Annotated in this window: 23 protein-coding genes; 10 read left to right on the forward strand and 13 right to left on the reverse strand. The window is 69.9% G+C overall.

Annotated features, from left to right (window positions below):
* Positions 1-51 precede the first annotated feature (51 nt).
* Together lspA and RTL41_RS02005 are read left to right on the forward strand one after the other, a co-directional pair.
* Positions 52-549 (forward strand): signal peptidase II, encoded by a 498-nt coding sequence (gene lspA / locus RTL41_RS02000; RefSeq protein WP_312160807.1) that lies wholly within the window; start codon positions 52-54, stop codon positions 547-549.
* 79 nt (positions 550-628) lie between these two features.
* Positions 629-1,198, forward strand: a complete 570-nt coding sequence (locus RTL41_RS02005) for a DUF3035 domain-containing protein (protein ID WP_312160808.1) — start codon at positions 629-631, stop codon at positions 1,196-1,198.
* A 150-nt stretch (positions 1,199-1,348) separates the two neighbouring features.
* Here the strand turns inward: RTL41_RS02005 and RTL41_RS02010 are convergent, their stop codons facing one another.
* Positions 1,349-2,326, reverse strand: a complete 978-nt coding sequence (locus RTL41_RS02010; RefSeq protein WP_312160809.1) for a TraB/GumN family protein — start codon at positions 2,324-2,326, stop codon at positions 1,349-1,351.
* A 64-nt stretch (positions 2,327-2,390) separates the two neighbouring features.
* On the opposite strand from RTL41_RS02010, the gene mutL reads away from it, so the two are divergent.
* Positions 2,391-4,271, forward strand: a complete 1,881-nt coding sequence (mutL, locus tag RTL41_RS02015; RefSeq protein WP_312160810.1) for a DNA mismatch repair endonuclease MutL — start codon at positions 2,391-2,393, stop codon at positions 4,269-4,271.
* Positions 4,272-4,487: 216 nt separating this feature from the next.
* On the opposite strand, the gene RTL41_RS02020 is transcribed toward mutL, so the two are convergent.
* From RTL41_RS02020 to RTL41_RS02035, 4 genes are read right to left on the reverse strand one after another with little or no spacing between them, the layout of a single operon-like run.
* Complete coding sequence (locus RTL41_RS02020; protein ID WP_312160811.1) at positions 4,488-5,072, reverse strand: GDYXXLXY domain-containing protein; 585 nt, start codon at positions 5,070-5,072, stop codon at positions 4,488-4,490.
* The gene (locus RTL41_RS02025; protein ID WP_312160812.1) at positions 5,069-6,118 is read right to left on the reverse strand and encodes a DUF2157 domain-containing protein; all 1,050 of its coding nucleotides are present in this window, start codon (positions 6,116-6,118) and stop codon (positions 5,069-5,071) included. Before RTL41_RS02025 ends, RTL41_RS02020 begins: the two co-directional genes overlap by 4 nt.
* 58 nt (positions 6,119-6,176) lie before the next feature.
* Positions 6,177-6,950 carry a MerR family transcriptional regulator gene (locus tag RTL41_RS02030; protein WP_312160813.1) on the reverse strand — a complete coding sequence of 258 codons (774 nt, stop codon included), beginning with the start codon at positions 6,948-6,950 and terminating at the stop codon, positions 6,177-6,179.
* Positions 6,951-7,004: 54 nt separating this feature from the next.
* Positions 7,005-8,612, reverse strand: a complete 1,608-nt coding sequence (locus RTL41_RS02035; RefSeq protein WP_312160815.1) for an ATP-binding protein — start codon at positions 8,610-8,612, stop codon at positions 7,005-7,007.
* 380 nt (positions 8,613-8,992) lie between these two features.
* On the opposite strand from RTL41_RS02035, the gene RTL41_RS02040 reads away from it, so the two are divergent.
* The gene (locus RTL41_RS02040) at positions 8,993-9,268 is read left to right on the forward strand and encodes a YjhX family toxin (RefSeq protein WP_312160817.1); all 276 of its coding nucleotides are present in this window, start codon (positions 8,993-8,995) and stop codon (positions 9,266-9,268) included.
* Here the strand turns inward: RTL41_RS02040 and rsmD are convergent.
* Positions 9,265-9,834, reverse strand: coding sequence for a 16S rRNA (guanine(966)-N(2))-methyltransferase RsmD (rsmD, locus tag RTL41_RS02045; protein ID WP_312160819.1), 570 nt, complete (start codon positions 9,832-9,834; stop codon positions 9,265-9,267). The two genes, RTL41_RS02040 and rsmD, sit on opposite strands and share 4 nt — an antisense overlap.
* Positions 9,834-11,336, reverse strand: a complete 1,503-nt coding sequence (locus RTL41_RS02050) for a pseudouridine synthase (RefSeq protein WP_312160821.1) — start codon at positions 11,334-11,336, stop codon at positions 9,834-9,836. Before RTL41_RS02050 ends, rsmD begins: the two co-directional genes overlap by 1 nt.
* 6 nt (positions 11,337-11,342) lie before the next feature.
* Here RTL41_RS02050 and tadA point away from each other — a divergent pair, with 6 nt between their 5' ends.
* Positions 11,343-11,789 carry a tRNA adenosine(34) deaminase TadA gene (tadA, locus tag RTL41_RS02055; protein WP_312160823.1) on the forward strand — a complete coding sequence of 149 codons (447 nt, stop codon included), beginning with the start codon at positions 11,343-11,345 and terminating at the stop codon, positions 11,787-11,789.
* 156 nt (positions 11,790-11,945) lie between these two features.
* Positions 11,946-12,821, forward strand: a complete 876-nt coding sequence (locus RTL41_RS02060) for an SDR family NAD(P)-dependent oxidoreductase (protein ID WP_312160825.1) — start codon at positions 11,946-11,948, stop codon at positions 12,819-12,821.
* A 116-nt stretch (positions 12,822-12,937) separates the two neighbouring features.
* Here the strand turns inward: RTL41_RS02060 and RTL41_RS02065 are convergent, their stop codons facing one another.
* From RTL41_RS02065 to RTL41_RS02085, 5 genes are all read right to left on the reverse strand, one after another.
* Entirely contained in the window at positions 12,938-13,522 is a 585-nt protein-coding gene (locus RTL41_RS02065) for a GNAT family protein (protein ID WP_312160826.1), read from the reverse strand.
* The gene (locus RTL41_RS02070; RefSeq protein ID WP_312160827.1) at positions 13,522-14,277 is read right to left on the reverse strand and encodes a sulfite exporter TauE/SafE family protein; all 756 of its coding nucleotides are present in this window, start codon (positions 14,275-14,277) and stop codon (positions 13,522-13,524) included. Before RTL41_RS02070 ends, RTL41_RS02065 begins: the two co-directional genes overlap by 1 nt.
* Before the next feature lie 303 nt (positions 14,278-14,580).
* Positions 14,581-15,900 (reverse strand): acyl-CoA dehydrogenase family protein, encoded by a 1,320-nt coding sequence (locus RTL41_RS02075; RefSeq protein ID WP_312160829.1) that lies wholly within the window; start codon positions 15,898-15,900, stop codon positions 14,581-14,583.
* Between the two features lie 361 nt (positions 15,901-16,261).
* On the reverse strand, positions 16,262-16,645 hold the full coding sequence (locus tag RTL41_RS02080) for a VOC family protein (protein WP_312160830.1): 384 nt from the start codon (positions 16,643-16,645) through the stop codon (positions 16,262-16,264).
* Between the two features lie 83 nt (positions 16,646-16,728).
* The gene (locus RTL41_RS02085) at positions 16,729-17,145 is read right to left on the reverse strand and encodes a hypothetical protein (protein ID WP_312160831.1); all 417 of its coding nucleotides are present in this window, start codon (positions 17,143-17,145) and stop codon (positions 16,729-16,731) included.
* 306 nt (positions 17,146-17,451) lie between these two features.
* Here RTL41_RS02085 and groES point away from each other — a divergent pair, with 306 nt between their 5' ends.
* Together groES and groL are read left to right on the forward strand one after the other, a co-directional pair.
* Positions 17,452-17,739, forward strand: a complete 288-nt coding sequence (gene groES / locus RTL41_RS02090) for a co-chaperone GroES (protein ID WP_312160833.1) — start codon at positions 17,452-17,454, stop codon at positions 17,737-17,739.
* Positions 17,740-17,789: 50 nt separating this feature from the next.
* A complete protein-coding gene (groL, locus tag RTL41_RS02095) occupies positions 17,790-19,433 on the forward strand; it encodes a chaperonin GroEL (RefSeq protein ID WP_312160835.1) in 1,644 nt (547 codons plus the stop codon).
* Between the two features lie 63 nt (positions 19,434-19,496).
* Here groL and RTL41_RS02100 read toward each other — a convergent pair whose 3' ends face one another.
* Positions 19,497-19,847, reverse strand: coding sequence for a phage holin family protein (locus RTL41_RS02100; protein WP_312160836.1), 351 nt, complete (start codon positions 19,845-19,847; stop codon positions 19,497-19,499).
* Between the two features lie 108 nt (positions 19,848-19,955).
* Between RTL41_RS02100 and RTL41_RS02105 the strand changes: the two genes are divergently transcribed.
* Both RTL41_RS02105 and RTL41_RS02110 read left to right on the forward strand, forming a co-directional pair.
* The gene (locus RTL41_RS02105; RefSeq protein WP_312160838.1) at positions 19,956-20,165 is read left to right on the forward strand and encodes a 4-oxalocrotonate tautomerase family protein; all 210 of its coding nucleotides are present in this window, start codon (positions 19,956-19,958) and stop codon (positions 20,163-20,165) included.
* Positions 20,166-20,258: 93 nt separating this feature from the next.
* Positions 20,259-20,816 (forward strand): hypothetical protein, encoded by a 558-nt coding sequence (locus RTL41_RS02110; protein WP_312160841.1) that lies wholly within the window; start codon positions 20,259-20,261, stop codon positions 20,814-20,816.

Raw genomic sequence — 20,816 nt, forward strand, 5'->3', positions numbered from 1 at the left:
GCGCCGCCGGATAAACCACAGTTCCGGTCGCTCCAGCGGGGCGGCCGGAAAATGGGAGCCATCTTGAAGTCCATCTCCAAACTCGGCTGGGCGGCCTATGGCCTGGCCGCCTTCGTGATCGTCGCCGACCAGCTCGCCAAGTACTGGATCCTCTACGTCTACGACCTGCCGGCGCGGTTCTCGACGCCGATCGCCGGACCGTTCTCGCTGACCATGGTCTGGAACCGCGGGGTCAGCTTCGGCCTGTTCCGCGCCGACGCCGACCTGGTGCGCTGGCTGCTGACCATCTTCTCGATCGGGGTGGCCATCGCCCTGACGATCTGGGTGCGCAAGGCCCAGCGGCCGCTGCTGAGCGTCGGGCTGGGCCTGGTGATCGGCGGCGCCATCGGCAACGCCATCGACCGCATCCGCTTCGGCGCGGTGGTCGATTTCCTGGATTTCCAACGCCTCGGGTTCTTCCCGTGGGTGTTCAACGTCGCCGACAGCGCCATCACTGTCGGGGTCGTCTTCTTGTTGCTTGATTCCCTGCGTAAGGAATCGGCTGCTTAATCGCGTTGGCGGGTATGCCCGTATGCGCTATTTACCCACCCTTCACCGCCGGGGGGCGGCTTTCGGAGACTCAAAGTTGATGCGTCTGAACCGTGTGCTCGTCGCGTCCGCCCTCGTCGCGGCGACCGGCCTTGGCCTCGCAGGCTGCAATTCCACCCGCAACGCCCTGGGCATGACCAAGGTCACTCCTGACGAGTTCCGCGTGGTGTCCAAGGCCCCGCTGGTGGTGCCGCCGGAATACGCCCTGCGCCCGCCGGCGCCCGGCGAGCCGCGGCCCCAGGAGCTGCAGCCGGAAAGCGCCGCGCGCAACGCCCTGCTCGGCGCGCGCGAGGCCCAGGCCCGCTCGGACGGCGAGAAGCTGCTGGTCGCCAAGGCCGGCGCCGACAAGGCCGACCCGCTGATCCGCTATGTGGTCGACGACGAGACCGGCGCCCTGGCCCACAAGGACAAGTCGTTCGCCGACAAGGTCATGTTCTGGAAGCCCGGCCAGCCGGCGACCAGCGAAGCCGTGCTCGCCGCAGCCGGCGACAATGTCCCAGCTCCGGTCGATCCGGCCGCCGAGGAAGCCAAGATCAAGGGCCTGACCGGCGGCGCCCCCGTGGTCATCTCCCGCGAGAAACAGACCCGCATCAAGCTGCCGGGCCTGTAGGCGACAAATCTAGATGCTCCCCCTCTGGGGGAGCTGTCCGCCGCATGGCGGACTGAGGGGGACTTTGACGCCTCTGCTTTCGAGAGCAGTCCCCCTCCGTCTCGGCGCTCTGCGCCGATCCACCTCCCCCAAGAGGGGAGGATCTAAAATCTATCCCTCCGCATCTCCAGGCGTCTTCACCTCGTAGCCCTTGGCGCGGAGCTGGTCGAGCACGCCGCCCTGGGCGAGCAGGGTGCGCAGGGGCGCCACGGCGATGGCGTGCCCTGGCGTCTTCAGGGCCGCCTCGATGTCCCGGGCCAGGTCGCCCTTCACGCGGGCGTCGAAGGCCTGGGCCCCGGGCGTGACGGCGATGCAGCGCTCGTAGCTGCGCTCGGCCCCCAGCGCCCCGGCCACGTCGCCGTCGGCCCAGGCCCGCGAGGCCGCCAGGGTGCGGCCCGGCCCGGCCTCGATCTCGCCCATCACCTCGTCCAGGCAGGCCTCGCCGGCCGCGTCCGAGGTGCGGGTGACCGCCCCCAGCAGCGGCCCCAGGTCATAGGAGCGCTGCACGATCTTCACCCCGCCGCGCTGGGCCAGCAGCTTGATCAGCTTGGTCGGGTCGGCGGTCGTCAGCCCTTCCTTCTCGCGATAGTCGTCGGTGAGGATCAGGGCGGCGGCCAGCGGATGCCTGGTCTTGTAATGGTCGGCGGGCTGGCCGAGCCTGGCCCGCACGGCGGCGAACCGTTCGCGTTCGGCCGGGGCGAGGCTATCCTCGAACGGCTTGCCGGACTTCAGGCGCAGATAGCTGATCGCCGCGCCCGGGGCGCCGGCCAGCTTCACCTTCAGGCCCGTGAACGGCAGGATCACCGCATTGGCGCCGTCCAGGCGGCGGTTGAACTGCAACTGATCCCATTGCTGGCGCTTGGGGGCCACGGTCGGCGCGCCCAGCACATAGACAATCGAATCGCCGTCCGAGACCCGCCACCAGGCCGGCCCGGGCAGCCGGGCGGTGACGACCAGTTCCTCGACCAGGGTCTCGTTGGGATCGACGACGCCGGCCGGCAGCGAAGCGCTGGGGGTCAGCGGGACCTGGGCGGAGGCCGCCGAGGCGAGGAGCACGGCGGCGAGCGCCACGCCGAGGACAGGTTTCACGGACCACCTTCCAGACTTGCCCCCCGGAATCGCCATATAGTGACCGTCTAACCGAAGCGTGACCATGCCCATCCGCCGCCTTCCGCCCGAAACCGTGAACCGCATCGCCGCCGGCGAGGTGGTCGAGCGCCCCGCCAGCGCCATCAAGGAACTGGTGGAGAACGCCCTGGACGCCGGTTCGCGTTCCATCGAGGCGCAGGCCGACGGCGGCGGGCTGACCCGCATCCTGGTGGCCGACGACGGCTGCGGCCTGTCGGCCGACGAGCTGGCCCTGGCCATCGAGCGGCACGCCACCTCCAAGCTCGCCCCCGACGACGCCGGCGACTACGACCTGCTGCACATCCACACCCTGGGCTTCCGGGGCGAGGCGCTGCCCTCGATCGGCTCGGTGGCGCGGCTGTCGATCTCTTCGCGCGCCAAGGGCCTGGCCGACGCCCACGCCATCCTGGTCGAGGGCGGCAGCGTCGGCGCGGTGACGCCCTCGGGCTTTCCCGGGCCGCACGGGGCGCGGGTCGAGGTCCGCGACCTGTTCTACGCCACGCCCGCGCGGCTGAAGTTCATGAAGTCCGAGCGCTCGGAAGCGTTGGCCATCGCCGACGAGATCAAGCGCCAGGCCATGGCCCACGAGGCGGTGTCCTTCGCGCTCGACCTGGACGGCCGCCGCACCCTGCGCCTGCCGGCCGAGAGCGCCGGGCCGGAAGGCCGCCTGGCGCGGCTGTCCTCGATCATGGGCCGCGAGTTCTCCGAGAACGCCCTGGAGATCAACCACGAGCGCGAGGGCGTGCGGCTGACCGGCTTCGCCGGCCTGCCGACCTTCAACCGCGGCAACAGCGCCCACCAGTACCTGTTCGTGAACGGCCGCCCGGTGCGCGACCGCCTGCTGCAGGGCGCGCTGCGCGGGGCCTATGCCGACTTCCTGGCCCGCGACCGCCATCCGCTGGTGGCGCTCTATCTCGACCTCGATCCCTCGCTGGTCGACGTCAACGTCCATCCCGCCAAGGCCGAGGTGCGGTTCCGCGACCCGGCCCTGGTCCGCGGCCTGATCGTCGGGGGCCTGCGCCACGCCCTGGCCGGAGCCGGCCACCGCGCCGCCACCACCGTCGCCAGCGACACCCTGGCCAACCTGCGGCCCGGCTGGTCGCCGCAGCCGAACTATCCGCCGCCGCAGCCTTCGGCCCAGGGCTTTTCGGCCTGGCAGGCCGGCGGCTGGGCCCCCGCCATCGCCGCGGCGACCCAGAACCTGCCCGGCCTGACCGAGGTCTCGGCCCGCGCCGAGCCGGCGCCGGACTGGACGCCCGAGCCGCAGGGCTACGCGCCGGGCCTGCACGAGGCCCCGGCCCCGACCGTGGTCTTCGATCCGGTCGACTTCCCGCTGGGCGCGGCCCGCGCCCAGGTGCACGAGACCTATATCGTCGCCCAGACCCGCGACGGCGTGGTCATCGTCGACCAGCACGCCGCCCACGAGCGCCTCGTCTACGAGCAGATGAAGGTGCAGATGGAGGGCGGCGGCGTCTCGCGCCAGGTGCTGCTGCTGCCCGAGGTGGTCGAGCTCGATCCCGCCGAGGCCGAACGCGTCGTCGCCCGCGCCGGCGAACTGGAGGCCATGGGGCTGGTGGTCGAGTCGTTCGGTCCGGGCGCGGTGCTGGTGCGCGAGACCCCGGCCCTGCTGGGCGAGACCGACGTCGCCGGCCTGATCCGCGACATCGCCGACGACCTATCCGAGAACGGCCAGGCCCTGGCCCTCAAGGAGCGGCTGGCCGAGGTCTGCGGCACCATGGCCTGCCACGGCTCGGTCCGCGCCGGCCGGCGCCTGACCGCGCCCGAAATGAACGCCCTGCTGCGCCAGATGGAGGCCACGCCCCATTCGGGCCAATGCAACCACGGCCGCCCGACCTATGTGGAGCTGAAGCTGGCCGACATCGAGCGGCTGTTCGGGCGGCGCTGACGACTTCCTGATCGCAGATGGCGCTGTCGCCTCGCCCCGCCTCCATCATCCCCGGCCGTGTAGGCATGCCGGGAATCCATGCGCGCCGGCGACTTTCGGCAAGGCTCGGCGTCTATGGATGGCCGGGACCTGCCGGCCCGGCCATGACGAACCATGGAGAAGATTCATATTCGATCGCCCTCCCCCGTTGCTCCGCAACAGGGGAGGAAGAAGTCGTCACCACCACGTCAGGTCAGTTCGCTTGCCGCCGACGATCACGCCCTTCAGCCGCGCGCGGCCGTCCTGGCCGACCGAGACCACCGCGAACGCCGACGGGGCCTCGCCGGGGCGGCGCTGGGCGAGCGCCTTGTCGATGGCCTGGGCCTCATCCTGGTCGGCGTGGAAGCGGTCGACGCCGATATCCAGGGTGACGACGTCGGCGTCGGCGTTTCCGAGCGCCATGCGCGAGCAATAGACCCCGCCGCGCACCGCCACGTCCGCGCCGCCAGCCAGGGCCGCCTGGCGGGTCGCCCCGACCCCGGCGTAGCGATGATGGCCGTCCGCCGGCTGGAGCCCGATCCAGCGCCCGCTCTCGTAGGCGCTCGCCTCCTTGGGGCACGGCAGGCCGAGCGGCAGCCGCTGCGACAGCCGCAGGGCGACATAGTGGCCGCTCAGCAGGTCGCGCGGATCGACCGCTTCCATCGGCAGCAGCACCTCGCGGCCCGCCGCGCGGGCGCCGTTCTCGCGGACCACCAGCCCGACCAGGACCAGCGCCAGGACGGCGGCCGCCGCCGCGATCCGTATCGGCAGGGCGCGGATCATGCCTTGCCCCTCCGCCGGGTGAGGCCCCCGGCCACCAGGGCGATCAGGGCGCAGGCCGCGAACAGGCCCGCGGCGGTCATCAGGCCAAGGCCCAGGTCGAACAGGATCGCGCAGACCGCGGCGATCATCGAGACCACGCCGGCGGCGGTCACCATGCCCTGGCGATCATGCATGCCCAGCGCGATCACCCCGCCGGAGATCAGCAGCCAGGCCGCGCGGTGGGCGATCAGATAGCCGCCCTTGAACTCGTCGAACCCGGCGACGCCGTAGAAGGCCAGGGCGCCCCAGGCGAACCACAGCAGGTGGATCACCGCCGTGCGGCGGTCCGACGACTGCCGCGCCAGGGCGGCCAGCCCCGCCAGCACCGCGGCGGCGGCCAGCAGGCTGGACGAGCCCCAGCGTTCGTAGAGCGAGATCACCGCCAGCAGGCCGACGATGAGCGCCAGGCTGGCGGCGTGGGCCAGCGGCTTGGAGTTCCACAGCCAGGCCAGGGCCATGCCGACCGGCGCGGCGAAGATCAGCCAGCGCGAGGAGCCGCCGTCGAACCGGCCCGCGAATTCGCCGAAGCCCAGCAGCGCCAGGGCCACGACGCCCGCGCCGCTGGAACGCCCGGCCAGGGCCAGCAGCGCCGCCGCCAGGCCGGCGCTGCGCAGCGCCGTCTGCGGGTCGCCGGCGATGTCGAAGATCTGGCCGGTCAGGCCGATGGCCGCAGCGTAGATCAGGGCCGCCACCGCCAGCAGGGTGTTGGTCAACAGCGGCCGCTGCGCCCGCGCGGCCCAGGCCGCGCCGCCCGCCACGGCCAGGAACAGGCCGACGATCAGCCCAAAACGCGGCAGGCGCGGGATCGCCCCCCAGTTGGCCGCGACGAAGGCGACGGCGGCGGCGCCCAGCAACAGGGCGCCGATCACCGCCAGGGCGGCCGAGGCGTCGATCCGCCGCCCGTCGGACACCCGGTCCAGGATCGCCTGGCGGTTCTGCGCCGGCACCAGTCCGGCGGCGATCCACTCGTCGACATCCTTCTGAAGCCGAGCCTTGTAGCCCGCCATCCACGCCTCCGCGCCGCATCCGGCCTGGACCCTCGCCCAAGCCGGACCCGCACGCAACTCAGCTCAATCGCGACTCCGCAAAAGCGTACATGGCCGCGACCAGATAGTCGGTGAACCCGGCCGCACGAGCTTCGTACCGAGCCCGAAAGTCGGGATGGTCGCGATACATGTCCGCCAGCACCCGATAGGCGCCGCCGTCCGGAGAGCGCGTCCAGCCTCCGGCCACCCAGGCGTGATGGCGTGCGACCAGATCGCCAACCGCCTCGCCATTCGCGGGCAACCCGTCGGCCATCGCCCGCGCGAGCCCCGCCTCGGTCGCCTCGAGTTCGGCGAGGAAGCCCGCATAGTCGCTCGGGCTCATCGCCGCCATCCGCGCCTTGGACGCGTCGATCTCCGGCCGCGCGGCCGGGCCGAAGCGATCTTCCAGCCAAGTCTCGTATTGCGCCTGCTTCTCCGGCGGAAAGCCGCGATACATCTGCTTCTCATCCATCTCCGTATCTCCTTCGAGAGCGGCGAGGGTCTGATCGAGCGTCTTCATCAAGGCGCGGTAGCGCCGGGTCTTGGCCGCCAGCACGGCGCGATGGGATCGCAAGGCCGCCTTCAGATCGAAGTCCGATGCGTCCAGGGCGCGGCGGATATCCTCCAGCCGAAGCCCCAGTTCGCGATGGAACAACACCTGCTGCAGCCGCAGCAACTCCGCCGCGCCGTAGTAGCGATAGCCGTTCTCGCCCACCAACGCAGGCTTGAGCAGGCCGATCTCGTCGTAGTGGTGCAGTGTGCGCACCGATACGCCCGAAAGCTTCGCCACCTCGCTGACCGTGTAGACGCTCATCATGTCCTCTGTCCGTTACGGCGAGGAACAGGCAGCTATCACGGGGCGTGAGGGTCAAGCCGCGGCGTGCGCGGCCATCTCCGGTTCGAACAGGCCGTTGATGGCGATCAGCAGGCGCTCGGCCTTGATCGGCTTCTCGACCACGCCGTCCATGCCCTGGGCGAGGTAGCTGGCCGCGTCCCAGGGGTCGGCGTTGGCGGTGATGGCCAGGATCGGCACCCCGGCCGCCGCCCCGGCCAGGCCGCGGATGCGGCGGGTGGCGCCCACGCCGTCGAGGTTGGGCATCTTGATGTCCATCAGCACCAGGTCGAACCGGCCCGAGGCGGCGGCGGCGACCGCCTGCTCGCCGTCCTCGACGCTCTCGCTTGTGCAGCCGAACATGCCGCAGAGGGTCTCGGCCACCAGCCGGTTGGTGGCGTTGTCGTCGGCGATCAGCACATGCAGCCCGCCCGCCCCCTGGCTGAGGTCGGGCTCGGCGGCGATCTCCTCCCGGGTCGGCGCCGGCAGGTCGAACAGCGGGAACTCGAAGCGGAAGGCCGAGCCGCCCGGGCCGCTCTCCACCTCGATGGTCCCGCCCATCTGCTCGACCAGTTGGCGGCAGATGGAGAGGCCAAGGCCGGCCCCGCCCTCGCGCACGCCGGCCTCGGTCTGGCTGAAGGGCTGGAAGATGCCCGCCAGCCGGTCGGCGGGAATGCCCATGCCGCTGTCGCGGACCTCGCCCTCGACCAGCACGTGCACGTCGCTGCGGCGGGCGCGCAGCGTCACCTGCACGCCGCCCTGGCGGGTGAACTTGAGCGCGTTGCCGATCAGGTTGTTGAACACCTGCTTGATGCGCACGGCGTCGCCCAGCGCCCACTGGTCGAGCGCGCCCTCATAGCGGAAGCAAAGGCCGAGCCCCTTCAGCTCGGCCCGCGCGGTCCACAGCGCCGAGAGGTCGTCGAGCAGGGCCGTCAGATGCAGGCTGTCCTCGGCCAGCTCCAACTGCCCGGCGTCGGCGCGGCTGAAGTCGAGGGCGTCGGTCAGCAGCCGCAGCAGGGTCTGGCCGGAATCCTGGATGGTGGCGACATAGGGCTTCAGGGCCGGGTCGGAGAGCTTGCGCTGCAGGATGTCGGCGATGGCCAGCACGCCGTTCAGCGGGGTGCGGATCTCATGGCTCATCACCGCCAGGAACTGCGACTTGGCGGTGAGCGCGCTCTGCGCCTCCAGCTTGGCCTGGTTGAGCGTCTCGGCCAGGCGGGTCATCTGCTCGGCGTGGGCGAGGTTCGCCGCGCTGGTCGCCTGCAGCAGGGCCAGGGTCGAGCCGACCCCGGCGTAGCGCCCGCCGCTGACCACCACGAAGCCCTTCATCACCTCGCTGGAGCGGTCGGCCAGCACGTCGCCGCAGAAGTCCGCCACCGGGATGTCGCCCTCGGCGATCAGCGGCGCGGCGTTCATCAGCAGCGAGATCGGGCGCAGGGCGTAGAGCGCGCGGCCATAGTGGGCAGCCATGGCCACGAAGAAGGCGTTGCGCTCGACCAGGCCGATGGGCCGGCCCTCGTCGTCGACCACGGCGATGGCCAGGGTGTCGGGCTCGGCCTGGAAGCGGTCATAGACGTCCTGCCCCAGCGTCTGCGGCGCGATCGGCGCGATCGTCTGGATCAGGTCGAGAAGGATGGCGGTCATCGGTTGGGCTTTCCGCTGGTCAAGCGGGCTCTAGACAAACTCAACTAATGACCGGTGAATCGGGCCGAATATTTATTCAACTGTACAGACAAGGCGCGTCGCACATTTGTCATAAATTCGTCACGCGCCGACATCTTCAAGAATAGATTCAGAATAGAGCGAGACGGCGCGCGCCTCTGGACGAACCCCGGCGGCTTGGGCATGATCGCGGGGTACGGCTCAATGAGAGGTTTCATGTCTGAGCTTGCGTTCGAGGTCCGGGCCTAACCGCCGAGCCGGCGTCCTCGTCTGAAATCGGCAGTCAGGCCCCAACGTCCGCGCCCTCGTTTTTCGAGACTGGCCCGGGCGCGTTTCTTCATGCCTGAACGCTGGATACTCCATTGAACGTGTCAAAGCCGCAGCAACGCACGCTGCACGCCCTGGCCCAAGGCGGCCGGATCATCATCGAACGCGACGACCGCGGCGCCATCATCGCCGCCGACTGCATCACCCGCGACGGCTGGGTCCTGACCGACTGCAACCTCGCGGTCTTCAAGAGCCTGAAGCAGAAGCGGCTGATCGCCAGCCGCGACAGCCAGCCCTATCGCATCACCAAGGAGGGACTGAAGAGCCTGCGCAGCCAGCTCGACAACCGCACGGTCGCCCGCGCCTTCTAGGCGCCGGCGAACTTCAGGAAATGGACGCGCGCGGCGCCGTAGTCGCGTGCGTCCAGCTTCTCGAAGCCGGCGACCTCGAAGTCCGGCTCGTCGGCGCCGCGCTCGAACATCACCACCGCGCCGTCGGCCAGCCAGCCGCCGGCCGCCAGCTTGGCCAGCGCGATCTCGCCCAGGCCCTTGCCGTAGGGCGGGTCGAGGAAGGCCAGATCGAAGGCCGGGCCGTCGGCGCCGGGCCGCACGCCCAGGTCCGTGGCGTCGCGGCGATGCACCCGCGTGCGCCCGAACAGGCCCATGGCGTCGACGTTCTCGCGGATCGCCCCGCGCGCCAGCTCGTCGGTCTCGACGAACAGGCAGAAGGCCGCGCCCCGCGACAGCGCCTCGAAGCCCAGCGCGCCGGAGCCGGCGAACAGGTCGATGACCCGCAGGTCCCGCACGCCCGGCGACCAGGCCGCGTGCTCCAGGATGTTGAACACCGCCTGGCGCGCACGGTCCGAGGTCGGGCGTGTACGATCCCCCTGCGGCGTGGCGATGGCCTTGCCGCGAAATTCTCCCGAGACGATGCGCATCAGCCGTCCCGCTTAGGACCGCGCGGGCCGCCGGGGCGCGGCCCCTTGGGACCGGGCCTGGGGCCGCCGGGCTTGCCGCCGCCGCCTGTTCTCGGGCGATCGGACCGCGGGCCCTCGCCACGCGGCGCATCGCTGCGCGGACCGCCGGGCCGGGACCTTGCACCGCCGAACCCGGGCTTGCCGCCCGGCCGGGGGCCGCGAGGGCCGTCGGCGCGTTCGGGACGCCCCTCGCCGCGCGGCGGACCGGCGAAGCCGCGCTTGGCGGGCGGCTTGCCGTCATTGGCGCGCGGGCCGCGCTCGATCAGGGTCGCGCCCTTGCGCGGGCCCTCGGCGCTGCGGCCGCCGGGGCCGGGCTTGCGCTTGGGACCGGAGGCCCGGAAGGGCGGCGGCGGGGCCAGCGGCTGGCCCGGCGAATAGGTGCGGATGCCGCCGGCCCGGTCGCCGGTCAGGCGCGAGCTGCGGCGCGGCGGCGCCAGCGGCACGCTCGGCGCCGGCTCGGCGCCCTCGGGCAGCGGACGCGGCGCGCGGCGGCGCTTGACCGCCCCTGTCTTGATCTCGACCTTCGGCCGCGCCCAGCCTTCCTTGTAGGCCGGCTTGGGTTTGGGCTCCGCGGCCGGGCGGGCGCCGGCGCCGCGACGGCCGGAGCCGTCGTGCACCGCATGCGCGCCGGGCGGCGCCTTGGGGGCCTTGAACGCAGGCCGCTCGCCGGTGGGCAGGTTTTCCGGCGCGATGTGCTCGGCCAGTTGCTCGCGGATCACCCGCGGCCCGACCTCCTCGATCTGGCCGATCGGCAGCGTGCCCAGCGCGAACGGGCCATAGGACATGCGGATCAGCCGCCCGACCTCCAGGCCGACCGACTTCAGCACCTTGCGCACCTCGCGGTTCTTGCCCTCGGCCAGGGTCACCGTGATCCAGACGTTGGCGCCCGTGGGGCCGTCCTTGGCCTTGTCGATCTTGGCCTCGATGGCGCCGTAGCGGACGCCCTCGACGGTCACGCCGTCCTGCAGCTTGTCGAGGTCGGCCTGCGACACCCGGCCGCGGGCGCGCACCCGGTAGCGGCGCACGACGCCGCTGGAGGGCTGCTCCAGGGCGCGGGCCAGCTCGCCGTCGTTGGTCAGCAGCAGCAGGCCTTCGGAATTGATGTCCAGGCGGCCGATCGAGATCAGCCGCGGCAAGCCCGGCGGCAGGGCGTCGAACACCGTCGCGCGGCCCTGCGGGTCCTTGTGGGTGGTCAGCAGGTCGATCGGCTTGTGATAGCGGAACAGGCGCGTGGGCTCGGCAGCGTCGACCACTTCACCATCGACGGTGAGGATGTCGTCGGGCTGGACGTTCACCGCAGGGGTGGTCAGCACCTGGCCGTTCAGGGCCACGCGGCCCTCTTCAATGAGTTTCTCGACGTCTCGCCGAGAGGCTACGCCTGCTCGCGCCAGGGCTTTTGCGACGCGCTCTCCTTGACCGGAGGCCGTCTCATCGTTTCGTTGGGGGTCGTGGATCATGATCATCGCACCATGCGCATCGCGCTCGCGGCGGCGCAAGACGCCGCGTCACGCGGAGAGACGCCGGTCGGCGCCGTCATCGTCGATCCGGCGACCGACGAGATCGTCGCGATCGGGGCCAACGGGCCGATCGGCGCCCATGATCCGACCGCCCACGCCGAGATCGTCGCCCTGCGCGCCGCCGCCGCCAGGCTCGGCAACTATCGCCTGACCGACCTGACCCTGGTGGTGACGCTGGAGCCCTGCGCCATGTGCGCCGGGGCGATCAGCCACGCCCGTATCGGCCGGGTCGTGTTCGGCGCCGAGGACCCCAAGGGCGGCGCCGTGGTCCACGGCCCCCGCTTCTTCGAGCAGCCCACCTGCCACTGGCGTCCCTCGGTGACCGGCGGGGTGCTGGCCGAGGAGAGTTCGGCCCTGCTCAAGGGCTTCTTCCAGGCGCGGCGCAGGAAGAAAGGCTGAGTTCGCCCGGGCGTCCAACTTCCCGTGCCGTCCCGGTTTCGGCTGCAAGCCGAAGACCGGGCCCCATGAACACCGGATGGGGCAGACGGCCTCTTGCCATCCCAAGACCCGCCATCCGAAGATGGCCGGATAATTAGATCATTGGGAGGAAGTGCTATGGGTCTGCTGAGCGGCAAGGTCGCCATCATCACGGGCGCGGGCAACGGCCTGGGCGAGGCCTACGCCAAGCTGTTCGCCAAGGAAGGCGCAGCCGTCGTGGTCAACGACCTGGGCGGGCCGCGCGACGGCTCGGGCTCGGACAAGGGCGCGGCGCAGAAGGTCGTCGACGACATCATCGCGGCCGGCGGCCGGGCGGCGGCCAACACCGACGACGTCTCGACGATCGAGGGCGGCGAGAACATCCTGAAGACCGCCCTGGATAATTTCGGCCAGGTCAACATCCTGGTCTGCAACGCCGGCATCCTGCGCGACAAGACCTTCGCCAACACCTCCGAGCAGGACTGGGACCTGGTCGTGAAGGTGCACCTGAAGGGCACCTACTGCTGCACCATGCCGGTGTGGAAGTGGATGAAGGACAACGGCAAGCCCGGGGTCATCATCATGACCTCCTCGACCTCGGGGCTCTACGGCAACTTCGGCCAGTCGAACTACGGCGCGGCCAAGGCCGGCATCTACGGCTTCATGCGCGTGCTCTCGATCGAGGGGCGCAAGTACGGCATCCGGGTCATGGGCCTGGCGCCGGGCGCCTTCACGCGCATGACCTCCGACCTGCCGGGCTTCCGCGACAAGGAACCCGATCCCATGGCCCTGCCCGAGAACATCGCCCCCGGGGTGCTGTTCATGGCCTCGGACCTGGCGGCCGACCACACCGGCAAGGTGCTGGGCGTCTCCTCGCGCGGCGTGCGCGAGATCAAGATGATGCAGACCGACGGCTTCCACCCCGGACGCCCCTACACCGCCCAGGAGGTCGCCGAGCACGCCTCGGAAGTATTCTTCCCCAGCGCGCCGGAGAAAACCGCGGCCAGCGCCTGACACCTGTTCGTCATGGCCGGGCTTGTCCCGGCCACCCATAGACTCCCGCTTGCGGTTATGGGTCGCCGGGACAAGCCCGGCGATGACGACTTTGAGGGGGAGCTTGCCGCCGCCCCTCAGCCGAACCCCGCCAGCCGTTCGTCCAGCCGCTGGCGGACGGACGGCCATTCCTCCGCCAGGATCGAGAAGATCACCGTGTCGCGGATGCGGCCGGTCCAGGTGATGCGGTCCTGGCGCAGGATCCCTTCCTGCGCCGCGCCCAGCTTCAGCACCGCGGCGCGCGAGCGGGCGTTGGCCGCGTCGACCCGGTAGACCACGCGCCGCGCCCCGCTGTCGAAGGCGTGGCCCATCATCAGCCGCTTGGCGGCCGGGTTGACCGCCCCGCCGCGTGCGTCCGGCCGGTAGTAGGTCCCGCCGACCTCCAGCACCGCATTGGGCGGGTCGATGCCGTAGAAGGTGGTCAGGCCGACCACCTCGCCGCCCGCCAGCACCGCATAGCCCTGGGTTCCGCCCCTGGCGTTGTCGTCCATCAGCCTGGCCCAGGTGGGGGCGAAGTGCTCGCCGGCCCAGGAATAGGGATAGAGCCGCGTCCAGACGTCCTGGTCGGCGTTGAAGGCCGCCTGCAGGGGCTCGCGGTGCGGCTCGCCGACCGGCTCGAGCCGCACGAAGCGGCTCTCCAGCACCTTGGGTTCCAGCTTCATCACGCGCCTCTCAGGAACAGTTGAGCGGCCTGGATCAGATAGAGCACGCCGATCCCGGTCACGATCCACTTCGTCCAGCTCTTGAAGTCCACATCGGTGATGCGGTCGAGGATGCGGCCGCCGACCGCGGTGCCGGCCATGGACAGCGGAATGGCGATGGCGAACATCCACCAGGGCGGCAGGTCCTGCGGGCGGCTGGTCAGCAGGGGCGCGCCATAGACCAGGATCTTGGCCAGGTGGGCGAACACCTGGGTCGCGGCCTTGGTGGCGACGATGGCGTGGCGCGTCAGGCTGGTGCGCACGAAGAAGATGTCGAGCAGCGGCCCGGCCACCCCGGCGGTCAGGTTGAGGCCGGTGACCATCAGGCCCGAGGCGAAGGCCTGCGGCGGCCGCGCGGCGTCGAGGCTGATCCAGCGCTGGGGCAGCCAGAGCAGGAACGGCACCAGCCCCATCAGCAGGTAGAGCACCGGCTTGGACGGCACGAGGGAGATCAGCGCCACCAGCCCGCCGGCGATCGCCGAGGCCAGGGCGTACCAGCCGACGATGTCCCAGCGGGCGTACTTGCGGTGCAGGACCGCGCGCCAGCCGTTGGCGACCAGTTGCAGGACGCCGTGGGTCACGAAGGCGGCCGACACCGGCAGCACCAGCGCCAGGCCCCCCATCAGCACCAGCCCCCCGGCCATGCCGAATACGCCGGACAGGGTGGCGGTGATGAACGCCAGACAGATCAGGAAAAGAGCCGAGATCAGGCCCATGGGTCGTCCTCCAGGTTGCGATCGGCTCGGAAGGGGGACACAGGCGCCCCGACTCCGCCGGTCGGCTGCGCGACACGCGCGCGGGAAAGAGGTTGCGGGGTCGCCCGCCGGCCTCCCTGGGGAAGGCGATCTGCTCGGCGTCCGCCGGCCGCGGCGGAGCTGGAGCGCGGGGATCGCCTCGCGATCGACCCGGCGCTCGGGGAGCGACCTTGTCCTACACCCGAACAAGCGCCGCCGTCACGCCACGAAAAAGCCCCGGCTTTCGCCGGGGCTGCTCGTCCTCGCTGGAGAGGAGAGGCTGCGCTAGTTGCGGAACACCGCGGCGGTCGACGGGTCGACCGGCATTTCGCGGTACTGGCGCACCTCGTTGCGGCCCACGACCATGTGGTGCACCTCGTCCGGGCCGTCGGCCAGGCGCAGGGTGCGGGTCGAGGTGTACATCCGCGCCAGCGGGGTCTTCTGGCTGACGCCCAGGGCGCCGTGCATCTGGATCGCCTGGTCGATGATCTTGCAGACCCGCTCGGGCACCATGGCCTTGACCATGTGGATCCAGATCCGGGCCTCGTCGCGCGGCAGCACGTCCATGGCCTTGGCGGCCTTGAGCACCATCAGGCGCATGGCCTCGATCTCGATGCGGGCGCGGCTGACGATCTCGATGTTGCCGCCCAACTGGATGATCGGCTTGCCGAACGCCTCGCGGGTCAGGCCGCGGGTGACCAGCAGGTCCAGGGCCTTCTCGGCCTGGCCGATGGCCCGCATGCAGTGGTGGATACGGCCCGGGCCGAGGCGCAGTTGGCTGATCTCGAAGCCGCGGCCCTCGCCCAGCAGCATGTTCTCCTTGGGCACCCGCACGTTGTCGAAGACGATGTGCATGTGGCCGTGCGGCGCGTCAGGATCGCCGAAGACGTTCATCGGCCCGAGGATCTTCACGCCGGGCGCGTCGGTGGGCACCAGGATCTGCGACTGGCGCAGGTGGGGCGGACCGTCCGGGCTGGTCTGGACCATGGTGATCATGATCTTGCAGCGCGGGTCGCCGGCGCCGGAGATGTAGTGCTTCTCGCCGTTGATCACGTACTCGTCGCCGACCAGGGTGGCGCGGGTGTTGATGTTCTTGGCGTCGGACGAGGCGGCGTTGACCTCGGTCATCGCGAAGGCCGAGCGGATCTTGCCGGCCAGCAGCGGCTCCAGCCATTGCTTCTTCTGTTCCGGCGTGCCGACGCGCTCCAGCACTTCCATGTTGCCGGTGTCGGGGGCCGCGCAGTTCATCACCTCCGACGACATCGGGTTCTTGCCCAGCTCGACGGCGATGTAGGCGTAGTCGAGGTTGGAGAGCCCCTCGCCGGTGTGGGCGTCGGGCAGGAAGAAGTTCCACAGGCCCTCGGCCTTGGCCTTGTCCTTGGCCGCTTCCAGCACTTCGAGCTGGCCGGGCGCGTAGCTCCAGATGTCGGTCTTGCCCTCGCCCAGGCGATGGAACTCCTCGCTCATCGGCTGGACGGTTTCCTTGATGAACCGCTTCACATGGTCGAGGAGCGGCAGCGCCTTCTCGGACATGCGCAGGTCGTTGAGCTCGTCCTGCGGATTCAGCGTGAAGCTGGACTGAGCCTGCGTCTTGGCCTGGGTCATCTGGGGTCTCTCCTGCTGCGATCTTCGTTGCCGCTAGTTTTGGCGCATATTTCGGCAAAATCAAACAAGCGTTTTAATTTTACGGCGTCCAGCTTCGGCGGGAGGGGCGCAGGCACGCGAACCCGCCCGCCGTTTGCGCCGGCGGCGGGTGCAGGTCGATGGCGATGTCGGCGGTGACGGCCTCTTAGGCGGCGTAGAGCGGCGCGGGCAGGCTCAGGAACACCAGGGCCGCGGCGAGCGCCAGGATGGCCAGGGCGGGGATGAGCTTGATGATCGGCGTCATGCATGTGAAATGGTAGTGACCGGTCGGTATCGCCAGACCGCCTTCGCGACATTTTTTTGAGGCGGCGCGGCGCGCGGGTCAGCCCTGGTGGCAGACCGCTTCGACGTTGTGGCCGTCGGGGTCGAGCACGAAGGCGCCGTAATAGTTCGGATGGTAGTGCGCGCGGATGCCGGGCGGGCCGTTGTCGCGGCCGCCCGCGGCCAGGGCGGCGGCGTAGAAGGCGTCGACGCGCGCCCGGTCGGGCGCCGCGAAGGCGACGTGCAGGCCGCCGGTCGCCGGCCCGGCGTCGCCGATCCAGAAATAGGGCTTGCCGTCCGAGCCGTAGCCGACATGGCTGGAGCCGCCGGTCTGCTCGGGCGTGACCTCCATCACCACCCCGATCCCCAGCGGCGCCAGGGCCGCATCGAAGAAGGCGCGGCTCCTGGCGAAGTCGCTGATCGTCAGTCCGATATGGTCAAGCATCGCGCGTCCTCCTCGGGATCTGCGCGCCAGCCTATGGGCGGGGCCGACCAAAACCTGTCAGCAGCCCGCCCCGTTCCCGCCGCCTATTTCGACGACAGGCCGGAGGTGTCCTTGCAGACGGCGGCGACCAGCGCCTTGTCCTCGGCGCTCTTGGCCGCGCCGGGCGTCCCCGTGCGCCAGGTGGTCGACAGCTCCAGCGGCTTCTTGGGCGAATAGCCGCCCAGGCTGATCATGGTCTTGCCCGAGCAATCCAGGGCGGTGACGAAGCCCACCCCGTCGGCCTCGCCCGGACCGGACGGCCCCATGCGCGGCTCCGCGCCCGGCTTGCCGACCGCCTGCATGACCACGATCCTGCCGGTCTGGTTGTCGCGGTAGGTGTAGTCGGCGTCGTAGGACCACTCCAGCCCGTTCGCCGTCTTGGCGTAGACGGTCCAGGTCTCGGCCTGGGCGGCGGTTGCGGTGACGGCCAAGGCCGCGGCGGTCGCAAGAATGCGGCGCATGATGGACTTCTCTCCTGGTGTTCCCTCGGGCGCGTGACAGCCGAAAAGGGGAGGCCAGTTCCGGCGTCCGTCACGCTCCAACATCTTTTGCTTCGATCCCTCCCCGGAGGGAAAAGATCCGCCGGACCCTATCTGCGGCGCACGCAGGTAACCAAGCGGAATAAAAAACCGCCGCGCGTGGCGCTTGACTCCCCTGGCCCCCGCCCCTACCTCCGCCCTGCGTTAGCACTCAGAGGCTGCGGCTGCTAACGGCCGCGTCCGGGTGTCGGCGCAAGCATTTCAACCGTCCCGAACGGAGACATACATATGGCGTTTCGTCCTCTGGGAGACCGCGTCCTCGTGAAGCGCGTCGAGGAAGAAGAAAAGACCAAGGGCGGGATCATCATCCCCGACACCGCCAAGGAAAAGCCGCAGGAAGGCGAAGTCGTCGCCGTCGGCCCCGGCGCCCGTGACGACAGCGGCAAGATCCAGCCGCTCGACGTGAAGGCCGGCGACCGCATCCTGTTCGGCAAGTGGTCGGGCACCGAGGTCAAGATCGACGGCCAGGACCTGCTGATCATGAAGGAAAGCGACGTCCTGGGCGTGGTCGAGTAACCACCCCGCCCGCTTTTCTCCCCATCCACCTCTTTTGAAAGACGAGAAAAATGGCCGCCAAAGACGTCTATTTCTCCTCCGACGCTCGCGACCGCATGCTGCGCGGCGTCAACACCCTCGCCAACGCGGTGAAGGTGACCCTGGGCCCCAAGGGCCGCAACGTCGTCATCGAAAAGTCGTTCGGCGCCCCGCGCTCGACCAAGGACGGCGTCTCGGTCGCCAAGGAAATCGAACTGGCTGACCGCTTCGAGAACCTCGGCGCCCAACTGATCCGCGAAGTCGCCTCCAAGACCAACGACAAGGCTGGCGACGGCACCACCACCGCCACCGTCCTGGCCCAGGCGATCGTCGTCGAAGGCCTGAAGTCGGTTGCGGCCGGCATGAACCCGATGGATCTGAAGCGCGGCGTCGACAAGGCCGTCGCCAAGGTCATCGAAGAGATCAAGTCGACCTCCAAGAAGGTCACCACCAACTCCGAAATCGCCCAGGTCGGCACCATCTCGGCCAACGGCGACCTGGAAGTCGGTGAAATGATCGCCAAGGCCATGGCCAAGGTCGGCAACGAAGGCGTCATCACCGTCGAAGAAGCCAAGAGCCTGGAAACCGAACTCGACGTCGTCGAGGGGATGCAGTTCGACCGCGGCTACCTGTCGCCGTACTTCATCACCAACGCCGACAAGATGGAAGTCGAGCTGGAAGAGCCGCTGATCCTGCTCTTCGAAAAGAAGGTCTCCTCGCTGCAGCCGCTGCTGCCGGTGCTGGAAGCCGTCGTGCAGTCGGGCCGCCCGCTGCTGATCATCGCTGAAGACGTCGAAGGCGAAGCCCTGGCCACCCTGGTGGTCAACAAGCTGCGCGGCGGCCTGAAGGTCGCGGCCGTCAAGGCGCCGGGCTTCGGCGACCGCCGCAAGGCCATGCTGGAAGACATCGCCATCCTGACCGGCGGCGAGCTGATCAGCGAAGACCTGGGCATCAAGCTCGAGAACGTCACCCTCGACATGCTCGGCCGCGCCAAGAAGGTCTCGATCACCAAGGACGACACCACCATCGTGGACGGCGTCGGCGCCAAGGACGCGATCGAAGGCCGCATCAGCCAGATCAAGCGTCAGATCGAAGAAACCACCTCCGACTACGACAAGGAAAAGCTGCAGGAACGTCTGGCCAAGCTGGCCGGCGGCGTTGCGGTCATCCGCGTCGGCGGCGCCACCGAAGTCGAAGTGAAGGAAAAGAAGGACCGCGTCGACGACGCCCTCAACGCGACCCGCGCGGCCGTGGAAGAAGGCATCGTTCCCGGCGGCGGCGTCGCGCTGCTGAAGGCCTCGAAGGTTCTCGACGGCTTCAAGGGCGACAACGCCGACCAGGAAGCCGGCGTCGCCATCGTGCGCCGCGCCCTGCAGGCCCCGATCCGTCAGATCGCGGAAAACGCCGGCGTCGAAGGTTCGATCGTGGTCGGTAAGATCCTCGAAAGCACCTCGCCGACCTTCGGCTTCAACGCCCAGACCGAGCAGTACGTCGACCTGGTTCAGGACGGCGTCATCGACCCGGCCAAGGTCGTCCGCACCGCTCTGCAGGACGCCGCCTCGGTGTCGGGCCTGCTGATCACCACGGAAGCGGCGATCGTCGAAAGCCCGAAGAAGAACGCTCCGGCCGGCGGCATGCCCGGCGGCATGGGCGGCATGGGCGACATGGACTTCTAAGTCCACGAACCTGTCGAAAGACGAAGGGCGGAGCCGCAAGGCTCCGCCCTTTTTCTATGCTCCTTACCGCTTGGCGTCGCCGATCACGACGCCGCCGGCCCAACTGGCCAGGCCGGTGATGATCGCCGCGGCGACGCCGGACCAGAAGCCCTGCACCCAGAAGCCGGGCAGCATCCAGGCGACCAGCCCGATCATCGCGGCGTTCAGGACCAGCAGGAACAGCCCCAGGGTGACGATGGTCAGCGGCAGGGTCAGCACGAACAGGATCGGGCGCACGATCGCGTTCAGCACCCCCAGCAGCAGGGCCGCGAGCAGCAGGTCGACGAGGCCGTTGTAGCCGACCCCCTTGAGCAGATAGGCCGCGAGGGCGAGGCCGAGCGCGGCGAACACGACGCGGGCGAGGAAGCGGGTCATCGAAGGCTCCAGAGCTTTGCTGCAGCAGACGATGGAGCGCGCCCCCGCGCTTTGCAATCGCGGGCGGGCGGCCTTAAGTCTGCCCGCGCAACCCCGCCAGGAGCTTCCATGCCCTACGTCAACATCCGCATCACCGCCGGCGCCACGCCTGAGCAGAAGGCCGAGCTGATCGCCGGGACCACCGACCTCCTGGTCAAGGTGCTGAACAAGAACCCAGCCTCGACCTTCGTGGTCATCGACGAGATCGAGCCCGAGAACTGGGGCGCGGGCGGGATCAGCGTCGCCGAACGCACCCGCAGGGCCGCCGCCGGAAGCTGAGTTTCAGCCCGGTCACAAGCGCGCCCCGCTTTGGCCGCACGCCGCGTGCAGCTTGACCCTTGAGCGCCGGAGCGGCGCGCAAGGGTGTCAGTCATGCTTCGTATCGCCATCGCCGCCGCAGCCCTCGCGGCGGCGTCTCCCGCCCTCGCCCAGCCAGCCGGCCCGCCGCCCGGCCACCGGCCGTTCCTGAGCCCGGCGGGCGAGCCATTCCGCGGCGAGGACGGCCTGGCCGCCTGGTTCGCCGGGGCGGACGCCGACAAGGACGGGGCGCTGACCCTGAGCGAATTCCGCGACGACGCCATGCGTTTCTTCAAGGTGCTGGACGCCGATGGCGACGGCCAGGTCGATGGCCACGAGAACAGCCTCTACGAGACCAGGATCGCGCCCGAGATCACCCGCATGGACATGGACGGCCCGCCCGGCAAGCGCCCCATGGTCCGCAAGACCGACAAGCGCGAGCCGCGCGTCGGGGCGGCCCGCTTCTCGCTGATCAACGAGGCCCAGCCGGTGCGCGGGGCCGACGCCGACCTCAACCAGCGGGTCAGCAGCGAGGAATGGGCCAAGGCCGCGCGGCGGCGGTTCGAGATCCTCGACACCGACCAGGACGGCAAGCTGACCCTGGAGGCCCTGCGGCCGCGCCTGGCGCGTTGA

This window comes from Phenylobacterium sp. (assembly GCF_031984885.1).
GTDB lineage: Bacteria > Pseudomonadota > Alphaproteobacteria > Caulobacterales > Caulobacteraceae > Phenylobacterium.